The following is a 14146-nucleotide window of genomic DNA, read 5'->3' on the forward strand; positions in this document are numbered from 1 at the left end:
CCGTGATGCTGCCGTCCGGATGTCAGAAACCTGTCAGGTCGTGGTCAGGATGGGATCGGAACCGGGACGACCTGGGCCCGATGGCGATCGGACCAGGTCACGGCACCCGGGCGCGGCACCAGTGCCGCGCCCGGCAACGTTTGCCCCGTCGCGGCGCCCGGCACGGCGCCTCGCCGTCCCGCCGAAACGTCCGAGTACTCCAGTACGAGAACGTTCCGGCGCCACGCCGAGGCACCGCACCGGACACCGCGACGGGGCAAACGTTGCCGGGCGCGGCACTAGCATCGACGCCATGTGCGCGCACGTTTTGGTGGCCGAGGACGACGAGAAGCAGGCCCGATTGGTCCGCCTCTACCTGGAGCGCGAGGGTCACGTGGTCACCGTCGTCCACGACGGTCGGGACGCGATCGACGCGGCCCGCACGAAGCGACCCGACATCCTGGTCCTGGACGTGATGATGCCGCGCGTCGACGGCCTGGACGTCACCCGAGTCCTGCGCCGCGAGAGCGAACTGCCGATTCTGATGCTCACCGCGCGCTCGACCGAGGACGACCTGCTGCTCGGTCTGGACCTGGGCGCGGACGACTACCTGACCAAGCCGTACAGCCCGCGCGAGCTGATGGCGCGCGTGCGTACGCTGCTGCGCCGAAGCGGGCGCCCGGCGAGTCCGCCCGATCCGGTCCTGCGGGTCGGCGAGCTCTCGGTGGACCCGGTACGGCACGAAGTGGCCGTCGCCGGGCGCCGCGTGGACTGTACGCCCGGCGAGTTCCGGCTCCTGGAGACCCTGATCACCGAGCCGGGTCGGGTGTACACCCGGCAGCAGCTGCTCGATCAGGCGCACGGGTTCGACCGCTACGTGACCATCCGCACGGTCGACGTGCACATCATGAATCTGCGCCGGAAGATCGAGGCCGACCCGCAGCGCCCGGCGTATCTGGTGACGGTGTTCGGCGTCGGCTACAAGATGGGCGAGCCCGGCGCGGACGCCCGTGGGGAGCGCGGCGGTGGCGCGTAGGGTCCCGCTGCACCGGAGCCTCCTCGTCCGTCTGCTCGCCTCCTCGATCCTGGTCGCGGCGTGCGCGGTGGCGGCGACCGCGTGGCTGGCGGCGCAGACCACCGAGGGGGCGATCCGAGAGGGGCAGAGCCGGGTTCTGGCCGACGACACCCGGATCTACCGGACGCTGTCGACGTACGCGGCGACCCACACGCAGTGGCCCGGTGTCGAACCGATCCTGCGCGAGCTGTCCCGGGACACCGGCCGACGGATCGCGCTGGCGACGCGCGAAGGCGCACCGATCGCCGACTCCGACGCGGGGCCGGCGTCGCCGCCGCCGTTCACGCGACCGTCGGCCGTGGTCGACCCGCTCGCGGTCGACGCGCTCCTCGTACCCACCACCGGATCCGACCGCATCGATCCGGAGGCGGTGGGACCGTTCCGGCTCACGGACACCGAAAGCGCGCAGTCGCGCAAGGACGCGGACCTGGTGGTGCAGTGCCTGCGCGCGTCGGGCCGCTCCGGTGACATCGGGCAGCGGCCGAACGGGCGCTCGGTCGTCACGATCGTGGGCGGACCCACGGGGGCCGGCGAATCCGCCGGGCCCATCGCGACCTCCCCGGGTCCCGTTTCCGTGCCTGACTCCGGTCGCAGTCCGAACGTGGTGTCCGACAGCTCCGGCGTACGTCCCGGAGCCGGCGACAGCCGGGCTTCGAACGACGTGATCGGCAGGCTGTGCGGCCTCGAACGACTGAACGCGCCGACCGGGACCGAGGTGAAGGCGCTGGGCGCGCTCAACGGCCTGTTCGCGGCCTGCCTGGAGCGCAAGCGGATCGCGCCGCTCACGCTCGGGCTCGACCTGACCTGGGACAAGAACGCCTCGCCCGCCACCGCCCGGGACGTCGACGCGTGCGTCGACACCGCCCGGCGCGAGCAGCTCACCCCCTACGTCGTGCCGGCGACGCTGTTGTTCGTGGGCGACCACGACGGCTCCACAGCGCCCGCGTTCGACCTGAGCCGGGCCGACACCGCACGCATCGGCGGCGTCGCCGCGCTGATCCTGTTGCTCACCGCAGCGGTCACCGGACTGGTCGCGGCCCGGCTGATCCGGCCGCTGACCGCGCTCACCGACGCGGCCCTGCGCATGCGGGACGGCGACGACGCGACGCGGGTGGACCTCGCCGCGAACCACGAGATCGGCCGGCTCGCCGAGGCATTCAACGACATGTCCGAGCACCGGAGCCGGATGGAGGAGCAGCGCAAGGAGATGGTCGGCGACGTGGCCCACGAGCTGCGTACGCCGCTGAGCAACATCCGCGGCTGGCTGGAGGCGGTCGAGGACGGGATCGTGGCGCCGGACCGCGCGTTGACGTCCTCGCTGCTCGAAGAGGCGGTGCTGCTCCAACACGTGATCGACGATCTCCAGGACTTGGCCGAGGCCGACGCGGGCCGGCTCGGCCTGCGGGTGGAACCGGTGTCGCCGCGTGAGTTGTCGGAGCAGGTCGTGGCGGCGCACCTGCCCCGGGCCGCGGCGGCGGGCGTCGCGCTGGTGGCGCGGGGCGAGGCGGACCTGCGGGTGCCGGCCGACGCGGTGCGGCTGCGGCAGATGGTGGGCAACCTCGTGTCGAACGCGGTGCGGCACACCCCGGAGGGCGGGAGCGTGACCGTGCACGCGTACCAGGACGGGCCGGAGGTCGTGTTCGAGGTGACCGACACCGGAACCGGCATCGCGGCGCAGGACCTTCCGCACGTCTTCGACCGGTTCTGGCGCGCGGAGAAGTCCCGGAACCGACGCACCGGCGGCAGCGGACTCGGCCTCGCGATCGTCCACCGACTCGCCCGGGCCCATGGCGGTTCGGTCACGGTACGGAGCACACCCGGCGTCGGTTCGGTATTCGGCATACGCCTGCCGGCCTGAGCAGCCTTCCTGAGCAACCGGGGCTCGGTCGGATGTCCGGATGTGACAGCCGGTCGTCATCGCGGTCATGGGTGGCGGTGATGAGCGGCGGCGAGCCCGCCTGACCCCGGACCGGGCCCGGTCGTGCTCGGCGGGGCCGATACCCCGCCGCGCGGTGTCCCACCGCGGCACCACCACCCCGGGAGCCGGTCGACGGCCGAGATGCGCGTCCACCCGTGCGCTGGTGCAATGACGGAGGCGGCGGTCACCGATCGGTCCCGGCGGGCCGCGGTGGCCCGGAGGGGCCGAGGGCGAACGGTCCCGATGCTCCGCGCAGCCGGCCCGCCGCCATGGCCCGACCAGACGAGGAGCCGACATGAGCGACGAATCCAACGAGCCCGGACCGATCGACTACCTGGTGGTCGAGTTCCCGGGAAGCCGGATGACCGGCGAAGGACTGCCTCTCCTGATCGATCTGGTCGACCGGGGCATCATCCGGATCCTGGACCTGATCTTCGTCAGGAAGGAGCAGGACGGATCGGTCCGAGGCGTCGAACTCGCCGACCTGACCGGGGACAGCCAACTCGACCTCACCGTCTTCGACGGCGTCTCCTCGGGCCTGCTCGGCCGGGACGAGATCGAAGACGTGAGCGGAGTCCTGGAACCCGGCAGCTCCGCGGGCATCCTCGTCTACGAGAACGTGTGGGCGGGACCGTTCGCGGCGGCCCTGCGGCGCGGCGGAGGCCGGCTCGTCGCCAACGGACGCATCCCCGTCCAGGAGATCCTGGCCTCGCTCGACGCCGCCGAGTCCAGGGCCTGAATCGTTCCCGACCGCTTTCCTCGAAGCCAGCCAAGGAGAACACCATGCCAGGCCTTCTTCGCGGGGTCGCCCGCACCGCCGTGGTCGCGGGAACCGCCACCGCGGTCTCCAACCGAGTCTCCCGGCGGCAGGCCGGCCGCTGGGCCGAGCAGGAGCCACAGCAAGCCGCGCCCCAGCCCGCACCCGCCCCGGAGGCAGCGGCACCGACGGACGACATGAGCGGCAAGCTCGCCCAACTCAAGGAGTTGGGGGAGCTCAAGGACCAAGGCGTACTCAGCGAAAGCGAGTTCGAGGCCCAGAAGGCCAGGATCCTCGGCTGAAGGCCGAGCAGAAGCTCCTGGCCTGAAGTGTCCGAGGCGTCCGAGGCGTCCGGAGCACCTGAAGCACCTGAAGCACCCGATGCCCTGAAGCCCCCGAAAACACCGCGCCGGGCGTGCCTTCGCATCGGTCGGCCCTGCCGTGGTCCCGGGGCGCCGACCCGAAGGATGCAACCCGGAGTGCGCTGTGGGTCACATTGTGTACTCAATGGACGGGTACGCAGTTCCAGCGCAGTCGCCCCGGGAGTGACATGAGCACGCCGCCCGAGCCGCCGCACGACGCGCCCGCCCCGCCACCGCGTTCACTGGGCCGAAGGGGTGCCTCGCGTGCGGGGCGGATCGTCATGAGCACGATCTCGGCCGTGCTGATCACGCTCACCTGCATCCTGGTGCCGGTCTCGCTGATCACCGTGTGGGTGCACGACATCGTGCTGGACACCGACCGCTACGTCGAGACGGTGTCCCCACTCGCGTCGAACTCCGCGATCGAGGCCGCCGTGGCCAATCGCATCACCAAGGCGGTCGACGTCCGCGTCGACGGCGTCCAGGTCACCTCGGACCTCGCGGCCTGGCTCGAATCCCAAGGACTGCCGCCGCGAGTGGGCAAGGCGGTGAAGGGACTGGCGCCGCAGTTGAACGACGCGGCCACCCAGGCCGCCCACAAAGCGTCGACCCGCTTCGTCGAGAGCGACAGGTTCGAGACCGTCTGGACCGACGCCAACCGCGCCGCCCACACAGCCGTCGTCGACGCCCTCACCGGCGAGGGCCGCGGCGCGATCGGGGTCGACGGAGGCACCGTCACCCTCGATGTCGGCACCGCCGTGGATACGGTCAAGCAGGATCTCGTGTCCGCCGGCGTCAGCCCGGCGGAGAGCATCCCCGACGTCAACAAGCAGATGGTGCTCTTCCAGTCCGACAAACTGGATCAGATCAGAGGCGCCGCACACGCGCTCGACATGCTGGGCAACTGGCTGCCGGTCATCGCCGTCCTGATCGGCGCCATCGGGGTACTCCTCGCCCGGCGCCGCCGCCGAGCCCTGATCGCCGTGGCTCTGGGTGCGGCCGCCGCCTCCCTGATCATCGCCATCGGCCTGGCGATCGCACGCCGCTTCTATCTCGACCACCTGCCCGCGGAGGTACAGTCCCCGGCGGCGGCCGCGGCGATCTTCGACACGCTGCTGCGCTTCCTCAAGGACAGCGTTCGCACCGCGATCGTCCTGGGCCTGGTCGTGGCGATCGGCGCGTACCTGTCCGGCGCGGGCCGGCTGCCGCGCGCCCTGCGCGGACGTCTGGAGCGCACCAGCGACTCCATCGCGCACTGGGCCGACCGCCACGGGATTGTCACGGGGAAGGTGGGCACCTGGGTGGCCGCCCAGCGGCGGTGGCTCGTCCTCGGCGTACTGCTGCTGATCGCCTTGTGGTTCGCGCTGTGGAACCGCCCCACCGCACTGACGATCCTGCTGCTCGTCGTCATCCTCCTCGTCCTGCTCGCGGTGATCGCACTGCTGGCCGCGACCGGTCGAGAGACGCAGGCCCACCATCACGACCCGAACGGCCGGCCGGGATCCAGCGCCGTCTGACGCCGCGTCGGGTCCCTGGACCGTGGGGGAACCCGCACCAAACCAGCGCCCACCCCGTCGATCCAGGAGGATCCGGCGGGGTGGGTGACGCGCATCTGGGCCTGGCCGATCCCGGCAAGGAATCCCCCCGGCACTGCTCGGCGGGATGCGGTCGAGGGGGCGTCCGTGACTCACCGGCCCGACGCATGGGCGAGGCGCTTCCGGCGCAGGGGAGGCGAATCGGACGGCGGAGGGGTCGGTCCTATGTGACGAGTTCGTAGGTGCTCTCCGCCACGAGCCACAGGCCGAGCAGCAGCGACAGGATGACGATCGCCTGGTCCTGGTGTTCGTCGATCGCCGTGCGAAGCCTCCCGAGCTCGGCGTGCGCCTTGGTCGGTGCGAACGTCGCGTAGAGCTCCATCGCGAGCAGGCTGGCGGTGGCGAGCAGGAAGTAGCCGGTCAGAGCCACGAACGAGGCGGTGGAGGACAGGTCCGCCTGCAACACGGTGGCGCCACCGGCGGCCACCATCGCCCAGGGCTGCAGAAGGATGGCGAGACCGGCGGCCGTCCATGCCGAGACGCGATCCAGTTGTGCCAGCCACTTGGGAGTTCCCCGGGAGCGGGTGACCTTCCGACGCCGTCTGTGCTCGCCGTACACGACCAGCGCGACGCCCACGGCAAGCTTGATCGCCAGGGCCGTCGTCGAGGGCGAGCTGTGGCGCGAAGGAGGGTCGCCACCGGTCAGCGCCAGCACGCCGGCCACCACCACGACCAGCTCGGCGAGCCAGGTGAGGACGAAGACGAGTCCCTTCAGCAACCCCCTGTTGGCGGACAGCAAGAGGATGAACGCGGAGTTGTGCAACGGCCCCAGGGTGATGGCTGTGCCGATGACGACGAGATCAAGGACCATGGCTGCCGCTCACGGGACTCGGCGTTTGTGGGTCACTCGACAACGTGCTCACGTGCCCTCGCCTTCGAACACCAGAGGTTGTCCCCGGTGCCACCTCGTGCCCCCGACCACCCCGACGCCGCGTCACGTGGCCGGAGCGACGCTGCGGAGTCGTCGTGAGTGCCACGCTTCCGCTCTTCTCGGGGAGCGGCAACCGGGCCCGGGACGCACTGAGCCGGACGTGTCCATCGGAGGCCGGCGTCGGCGGCGGGTGCCGCGGCGCCGTGGAGTGACGCTCCACGCGTCCCGGTTCCGGCCTGATACGGCGTCGTCCGCCGGGCGGCGTTCGGGGGCGGGGTGGCTCCGGCCGGGGAGGGGCGGCCGCAGGGCTCCCCCGTGGCGGGGAGGGAACGTTGGCTCGTCTGCGGGACGACGCAAGCCTTCCGGATTCGTAGCGTTTTCGAAGGCGACGCGGGAAGTCCGCGTCCGGACGTTCGGGGGACCTGATGGGACGCATCGGCACGACACCACGGCGCGGGCGTGGGCACCGGCGCGGGTACATCGCGGGGGCGGCGGCCATGGCGGTCGCGTTGGCCGGCTGTGCGGGCGGGGACGAGCACAGGGACGACCGTCCCCGGTCACGGCCCTCGGTTTCGACGGGCGCCGCGGGGAGCCCGGTGTCCGCACGGGCGGCCGCGATCGAGCGGTTCCTCGCCGAGAACTGGCCCGCGAAGGCGGGCGGCACGGTGGCCACCGCGCGGGACGGCGAGCTCGTCGGCTGCCAGGGCCGCGGGCCGGCGAACCGGGAGGAGAACCGCGCGGCGGGCTGCGACACGGTCTACGACATCGGCTCGGTCACCAAATCCTTCACCGCCGCGGCCGTGCTGAAGCTGGAGATGACCGGCGCGCTGCGGGTCACCGACCCCATCGGCGCCTACCTGGACCCGGTCCCGGACGACAAACGCGCGATCACCGTGCACCACCTGCTCACCCACACCTCGGGGCTGCCCGAGGGCCTCGGCGACGACTACGAGCCCCTGACCCGGGACGCGATGCTCGACCGCGCTCTCGCCGCACCCCTGCGATCCGTGCCGGGAACCGTGTTCGCCTACTCCAACACCGGCTACTCGGTGCTTGCCGCGATCGTGGAGAAGGCATCCGGCACCGGATACGCCGAGTTCCTGACGCGGAGCCTGTTCGAACCGGCCGGCATGACCCGCACCGGCTACCTCCTCGCCGACCCCCGCCGCGACGACGTGGCCGTCGAGTACGACCGGGACGGCCGCGCCCACGGCACTCCGCTCGACCACCCGTGGGCACCCGACGGCCCGTACTGGAACCTGCGCGGCAACGGGGGTCTGCTCTCCACCGCGCGCGACATGTACCGCTGGTATCGCGCTCTGCAAGGCGATGCGGTCCTGAACGCCGGAGCCAAAGCGAAGATGTTCACGCCCCACGTTCCCGAAGGCGACGGCTCCACCGGATCGTATGGCTACGGCTGGACCATCCTGCCCTCTCCCGGCGGCCCGATCGCCACCCACGACGGCGGCAACGACTGGTCCTACGCGCGCTACGCCATCCGCCCCACCGACTCCATCATGGTCTTCTGGGCCACCAACCACGTCACCCGGAAGGGCGGTTGGGACCTCGAGGATCAGGATGGCGAACTCACCCGAGGACTCGTCGCCCTGCTTTCCGACGGCCCCTGATCCGGGCCGACGCGCACGGGTCGGCCCGGGGCCGGAGAGCTCGTCGTGAGAGCTCGTCCGGAGATTTCGTCCGGAGTCATGCCGTTCAGGCGGTGAATGTACGCATTGATCGGATGGCTGTGGGTAGGCATCGACGCATGCATGGAGCCGACGCGTCTCCCGCCCCGGCCCTTCCGGCCGCCCGGACCTACAGCGCCACCCCCGGCTCGCGGGTCGGCTCGAGGAAAGCGATATCCGGCCGCCACCGCCGAACACATCGCGTCAAGGGTCGCCTTCGCCGCAGGATGCGTGCCTATCGCGACGTGAACATCCTGGACACGCCGGTCCCTGGTCGAGGCGTCGATCAATGCCTCCTCCTGGTCCACGCGCGCCGGGTCGTCGGCGAGGTGACCTATGTGATCTGTCGGCGATGTGGGCGCGCGGTGATCACCCATCTCATGCTCGGACAACCGTTCCTCGCGGGCGGGTTGGGGATTCGAGCCCTGTCACATCTGCGATCCCTGCACCCCGGTGTGGCCTGGCACCATGCCTCGGGCGGGCGCCTCGCACGCGGCCTGCTGCGCCGAATGTGCATCACCGAAGCCGCGCCAGGCGCCACCTGTGTCCACATGTCGATGCCGCCGCCCGGTTGATCCCTTCGTGGGCGTCCTGCGGTGCGCGCCGTTCGGGAAGCGTCTCCAGCCCGATGCTCGGAGTGTGATCCAGAGGGAGGGGCCGCAGCTCACGCCGGCGTGACGTGCATGCCGCCCTCGGCCAGGACTTCGAACAGGTTGGTCGAGTGCATCGGCGGCGGCCATCGGCCACGCGTGCTTTGATGGGCGACGGCTTGGTAGGGCGTGGTCGCGGTGCGTGGCCGTGGTGGCCCTTCCGGGGGCGGGTCGGACGCGGATGGTGCTCGACTTTCGCGCCGGCAAGAGAGGTGGATGTCGTGCGCTTGCGAAGTGATGCGGGGAAGATCCGTCCGGTGTGGTTTCTCACCGCGGCGCTGATCGCGCTGGTCTGCGCGGCACTGGTGGCCTGGACGATCGAGCGGGCGGATCACGGCTCGCGGGGTCACGCCGCCCCGAGCAGGGGGGCCACCCCCTCGGGCGGCCCGCGGACGGACGGACCCGATGTGACCGGGTCTCCGACGGAAGGTCCCCGGGACGGGGATGCCAAGGTCGATCTACCGACCGACCCGGAGGCCCGCCCACTGATCCTGAACATCGACGGTCGACCGGTGCTCACCGATCTCCGGGATCCCGAAGGACCCCCCACCGAGATCCCTGTGCGCGACATCGGGATCGAGGCGATCTCCCCGGACGCCCGTCGGGTCGCGGGGAACGTCCTGGCGGCCGACGGCAAGCCCGGGCCCGGGCTGCGCGTGGAGTCCCTGGACGGGTCCCACCCGGTGGACTTCGCGCCGAAGGACGGCGCCTACATCCAGCCGGAGTTCTCTGTCGATGGCAGCACACTGTTCTTCACGCACACAGCCGACCCGGGCGGCGTGACTCATTTCGGAGCGCGGATCATGTCCGTTCCGGCGGACGGCGGTTCGGCGCCCAAGCAACTCTTCGACGATGCGAACGAGTTCTGCGATTCCACGTTCTCCGCGTCTCGGGTCGGTTTGTACTCCTTCTCCCGCGCGGAGAGGATCACCGAGGACGCGAGCTGGCCGGATTCCCCGCCGAAGTGCGGGGCTACCGGGGGTGTTCTCGCGCTGTACAACGAGAAGGACGGCTCGATCATCGACGTGCCGCGCCCGGAGGGACTTCCCCCGGTGGATCCGTTCTCGGCCATTTCGCCGGACGGCAAGCGGCTCGCGGTCGTCTCGGTCGTCACCCACTCGATCCACCTATACGTCCTGGATCTGGATTCCGGCGAGCTGAACCGGATCCCCGGCAATGCGACCAACGGCGGCGGCCCCTTCCGCCCGATCTTCGGCTGGTCCCCCGACGGTGACCACATCGCGATCGACCATCAGGATCCGGGTCGCACGCTGGCCTATGACAGTCGGACCGGCGAGACCACCGCGGCTTGGCCGACCGGCAGCCGGACACCGGTCTGGCTACCGGAGCGGTCTTCGTAGACCCGAGGATCGAACGGCCGCCCCCAGGGTCGGTTCGCCGGCCCGGCCGCCGAAAGCGGCCGGGCTATCGGGTGGTCTCCACTCGGGTGAAGGACAGCCAGTCGTGCAGTGCGCGGTTGCCCGGCAGCACCGCGATCGCCAGGCCGCCGGCTGCCGCCCAGGATGCCGCGTGGAACGCCGTTGGGCGGTCCGGGCGTTCGGCCAGGGTGTACGCCCACGCGTAGCACAACAACACGGTCGGCACCCCGATGAGCACCGCGGTGCGCGCCAGGCTTCGCACGAGGCCGGGCCGCCCCCAGCCACTGCCGCGGACGACCTCGAGGCCGAACACCACCTTGCCCAACGTCCGGCCGAACACCGCGTGCGCGAACCAGTCGTACAGGAACCACAACACCATCGCGACCACGAGCAGCGCGATCACGAACGCGGAGGCCGTCTTAGACATCGTCTCCGCCGAGTCGCGTGCGGTGTCCCTCAGCACGTCGGCGTCCACGCCGGACGAGATGATCCGCGCCCGGGTCCGCCGACCCACCTGCTGCGCCTGTGCCGAGACCATCCGCTGCACGAGTGGCACCGCGGCCCAGCCGAGCGCGACGGTCGGCACCATCACCAACAAATAGTCGACGAACCTGGCCCCGAGACGACGCCACAGCGCACCACCGAACACGTCCCCACCCCCTTGTCCGCGCCCCCCGACGCGGGCCACCAGTGTGACGCCGCCCCGCCGCGCTTGGGGCCGGAACGCCGCGATGTGTTCGGGTACGTCGGCGCGTTCGCCACCGGCCGCGCACCGACAGGCGGCTCGCGCGAAGTGGCGCACGACGTCCTGGCGTACGAGGGTGGTGTGCCACCACTACCTGTGAGTCGCCGCCCGGGTTCAGACGCCGTGCAGGGCTCGGGGCGAGGCGTTGGGTTGCCGGCCGGGGAGGTGGCGTCCCGAGCCGTTGACGGTTTCGAAGGCGTGGGCCGTGCGGAGCAGGCTCGCGTCGGCGGCCGGTGCGCCCACGAGTTGGATGCCGACGGGCAGGCCCGCCGCGGTGAAGCCGCACGGGACCGAGATCGCGGGCAGGCCGGTGGCGGTGATGAAGTAGGCCGACCGCATCCAGTCCAGGTAGGTGTGTTGCGGGACGCCCTCGATCTCGGTGGGCCAGGAGCGCTCGACCGGGAACGGTGGTGTCTGGCTCACGGGCAGCGCCAGCACGTCATACCGATGGAAGAACTCCGCCATGTGCTGGAACAGCCGGCTCCGTCGGGCTTCGGCGACGGCGAGGTCGTGGCCCGTGAGGGTGAGTCCGCATTCGATGTTCCACCGCGTCTCGGGGGTCAGGGCGTCGCGGCGATCGCGGTACTCCTCCTCGAACCAGGTCGCGTAGTACCAGGCCCGCTGCGTGCGGAAGGACTCCTCGGCACCGGTGAAGTCGGGTTCGTCCTCGGTGACGTGACATCCGAGTGCTTCGAGGGTCGCGAGGCCCTGGTCGCGCAGGACTTCGGTGACGTGGCGGTCCACCGGGAGGCCGCCGAGGTTCCCGCCCCACGCGACCCGCAGACCGGGCAGTGTGCGCGGCCCCGGTTCCAGGTGCGGCGCGAAGTCGCCGGTTGCGCCCGGCCAGGACAGCGGGCTGCGCGGGTCGTGGCCGGCGATGGCGCGCAGCATCAGGGCGACGTCCTCGACGGTGCGGGCCATCGGGCCGTCGACGGCCAGGTTGCACCAGGCCGTGCCGGACGGCGACGACGGGACCAGGCCGGGACTGGGACGGAAACCCACGACGTTGCAGAAGCCGGCCGGGTTGCGGAGCGAGCCGCCCATGTCGGTGCCGGTCGCGAGGGGCGTCATGCGCGCCGCGAGGGCCGCCGCCGAGCCGCCGCTGCTGCCCCCCGCGCTGAGCGTGAGGTCGTAGGGGTTGCGCGTGGCGCCGAAGATGCGGTTGACGGTGTGGGACCCGGTGCCGAATTCGGGGGTGTTGGACTTGCCCAGAGTCACCGCGCCGGCGCGGGCCATGCGTTCGACGATGATCGCGTCCGTGGTCGGGACGTGGTCCGCGTAGATCGTCGACCCGTAGGTGGTGCGGATGCCGGCGGTGTCGAACAGGTCTTTGTGGACCACGGGGACGCCGTGCAGGGGACCGAGCGGCCCCGAGCGGACGAGGGCCCGGTCGGCGCGGTCGGCTGCCGCCAGGGCCGACTCCGGGACCACCGTGACCACGGCGTTGACCTCGGCGTCGAGGCGTTCGATCCGGTCGAGGTGGGCCTGTGTCGCCTCGCGGCTGCTGAGGTCCTTGCGGCGGATCAGCCCGGCGAGTTCGACGGCGGTCAGGTGGGTCGGGCTGTCGCTGGTCAAGGAGACTCCTGGAGGAGCGACGGACAGGGAGCGCGGACCGGCGCGCCGACGTGTGTATCCGAGCATGCGCATCCCAGCGGACGTCGAGGCCGAAGGTGTTCCTCTCAAGGGCGGGGGCGACCGTCCGCCGTGCGCCAGGCATCCCGACCGGCCCGGGACGCCTTCCGGGCCCTTCGCAACGTGCCGACGGTCCGTTCTCTGGCGGGCTCCTCGAGCCGCCGCATCCACTTGCGGCCGGCCGCAGCGACGGCGAAGGCGGCAAGACCCACGCCCGCGGACGCGACCACCGCACCGCCCGCGGTCAGCACCGCGCCGGCCGCGAAGAGGCGCGCGTCGGTGTGCGGCGATCGATCGTTTCCTCGGCCACGGTTCACCCCTTCACGATCGCGCAGGTCGTCGGAGCCCGCACCAGGAACGGCCGCCGGGTAGGGGCCGTCGGGTAACGGCCGTCGGAATCGGCCGTCGTGCCCGGGTCGGCATGCCCGGTGTTCACCCGCGCATCGGGCGAGCACGCCGCACGTTCTCGGATCTCGGATCTCGGGTCTCGCGACGAAGGCCCGGCGGGTTCAGGACCGGGAATCGGCGGGGCCCGCGCAACGGAAGCCGATGTTGCCGGTCGCGGATTCCGGGGTGTTCGGCATGCGCGCCGAGACCCGGTAGCGGCGGCAGTACGACGCGTGGCACAGGTACGAGCCGCCCCGCAACGCGCGTGCGCTGCCGGTGGGCGGCCCCGCCGGGTCCTCGCGGGGGCCGTCGGCGTGCCAGGTGGGGTGGAACCAGTCGGCGGTCCACTCCCAGACGTTGCCGGTCATGTTGTGCAGGCCGTGGCCGTTGGGGGCGAAGGCGTGAACCGGGCAGGTACCGAGGTAGCCGTCCTCGAGGGTGTTGTGGTCGGGGAAGGAACCGTTCCAGACGTTCATTCGGTGCCGTCCGCCGGGCCGGAGCTCGCCGCCCCACGGGAACGGCCGATCCTCCAGCCCGCCCCGGGCGGCGTACTCCCACTCCGCCTCGGTGGGCAGCCGCAGCCCGGCCCAGGCGCAGTACGCGGCCGCGTCGTACCAGGACACATGCACCACCGGGTGGTCCTCGCGGCCGTCCGCCGTGGAACCGCCGCCCTCGGGGTGGCGCCAGTCGGCGCCGGGCACCTCGCGCCACCACGGAGCGGCGGCCACGGCGCGGGTGGGCGGGAAGTCGTCGGGCAGCAGGCCGCCGAAGACGAAGGACGCGCCGTATCGCTCGGCATCGGTGACGTGTCCGGTGGCGCGCACGAAAGCGGCGAAGCGCGCGTTGGTGACGCAGTGCGGATCGAGACCGAAGGCGCCGACGCGGACCCGCCGCAACGGACCCTCCCCGTCCTCCGGGTAGGCCGCGGCGTCCTCGCTGCCCATCCGGAACCAACCGCCCTCCAGGCGGACCAGGCGCGCCGCCGCATCGACGGGGCCGGTCGGCGGCACGGCGTCGCCCGGCGCGCGAGGGGCGTCCGCGGCGCGGCCGGGGCTACAGCAACCGGGCCGGTTGGTCGTCACGGGGTTCCTCCTGGAATGCCGGATACACG

The 14146-nt window shown here is 71.6% G+C and carries 12 protein-coding genes; 8 read left to right on the plus strand and 4 right to left on the minus strand.

Annotated features, from left to right (window positions below; genetic code table 11):
- Positions 1–292 precede the first annotated feature (292 nt).
- The 5 genes from OG928_RS42895 (at position 293) to OG928_RS42915 (ending at position 5608) form a co-directional block, all read left to right on the plus strand.
- Positions 293–1015: a response regulator transcription factor gene (locus OG928_RS42895; RefSeq protein WP_331767449.1), complete on the plus strand. Its 723-nt coding sequence runs from the start codon at positions 293–295 to the stop codon at positions 1013–1015.
- A complete protein-coding gene (locus OG928_RS42900) occupies positions 1005–2912 on the plus strand; it encodes a HAMP domain-containing sensor histidine kinase (protein WP_331767450.1) in 1908 nt (635 codons plus the stop codon). Before OG928_RS42895 ends, OG928_RS42900 begins: the two co-directional genes overlap by 11 nt.
- A 355-nt stretch (positions 2913–3267) precedes the next feature.
- The gene (locus OG928_RS42905; protein WP_331767451.1) at positions 3268–3711 is read left to right on the plus strand and encodes a DUF6325 family protein; all 444 of its coding nucleotides are present in this window, start codon (positions 3268–3270) and stop codon (positions 3709–3711) included.
- 44 nt (positions 3712–3755) lie between these two features.
- Entirely contained in the window at positions 3756–4031 is a 276-nt protein-coding gene (locus OG928_RS42910; protein WP_331767452.1) for an SHOCT domain-containing protein, read from the plus strand.
- Positions 4032–4372: 341 nt separating this feature from the next.
- A complete protein-coding gene (locus OG928_RS42915) occupies positions 4373–5608 on the plus strand; it encodes a hypothetical protein (protein WP_331767453.1) in 1236 nt (411 codons plus the stop codon).
- A gap of 241 nt (positions 5609–5849) precedes the next feature.
- Here OG928_RS42915 and OG928_RS42920 read toward each other — a convergent pair whose 3' ends face one another.
- Positions 5850–6497: a GAP family protein gene (locus OG928_RS42920; protein ID WP_331767454.1), complete on the minus strand. Its 648-nt coding sequence runs from the start codon at positions 6495–6497 to the stop codon at positions 5850–5852.
- 656 nt (positions 6498–7153) lie between these two features.
- Here OG928_RS42920 and OG928_RS42925 point away from each other — a divergent pair.
- The 3 genes from OG928_RS42925 to OG928_RS42935 all read left to right on the plus strand — a co-directional run bounded on the left by OG928_RS42925 (position 7154) and on the right by OG928_RS42935 (position 10253).
- On the plus strand, positions 7154–8185 hold the full coding sequence (locus OG928_RS42925; RefSeq protein WP_331767455.1) for a serine hydrolase domain-containing protein: 1032 nt from the start codon (positions 7154–7156) through the stop codon (positions 8183–8185).
- A gap of 284 nt (positions 8186–8469) precedes the next feature.
- Positions 8470–8817: a hypothetical protein gene (locus OG928_RS42930; RefSeq protein WP_406291779.1), complete on the plus strand. Its 348-nt coding sequence runs from the start codon at positions 8470–8472 to the stop codon at positions 8815–8817.
- Positions 8818–9149: 332 nt separating this feature from the next.
- A complete protein-coding gene (locus OG928_RS42935; RefSeq protein WP_406291780.1) occupies positions 9150–10253 on the plus strand; it encodes a hypothetical protein in 1104 nt (367 codons plus the stop codon).
- A gap of 64 nt (positions 10254–10317) precedes the next feature.
- Here the strand turns inward: OG928_RS42935 and OG928_RS42940 are convergent, their stop codons facing one another.
- From OG928_RS42940 to OG928_RS42950, 3 genes are all read right to left on the minus strand, one after another.
- Complete coding sequence (locus OG928_RS42940) at positions 10318–10920, minus strand: RDD family protein (RefSeq protein ID WP_331767457.1); 603 nt, start codon at positions 10918–10920, stop codon at positions 10318–10320.
- A 210-nt stretch (positions 10921–11130) separates the two neighbouring features.
- Positions 11131–12591 (minus strand): amidase, encoded by a 1461-nt coding sequence (locus OG928_RS42945; protein WP_331767458.1) that lies wholly within the window; start codon positions 12589–12591, stop codon positions 11131–11133.
- A 566-nt stretch (positions 12592–13157) separates the two neighbouring features.
- Entirely contained in the window at positions 13158–14117 is a 960-nt protein-coding gene (locus tag OG928_RS42950; protein WP_331767459.1) for a formylglycine-generating enzyme family protein, read from the minus strand.
- Between the last annotated feature and the right edge of the window lie 29 nt (positions 14118–14146).

The organism is Embleya sp. NBC_00896 (genome assembly GCF_045207785.1).
Lineage (GTDB): Bacteria > Actinomycetota > Actinomycetes > Streptomycetales > Streptomycetaceae > Embleya.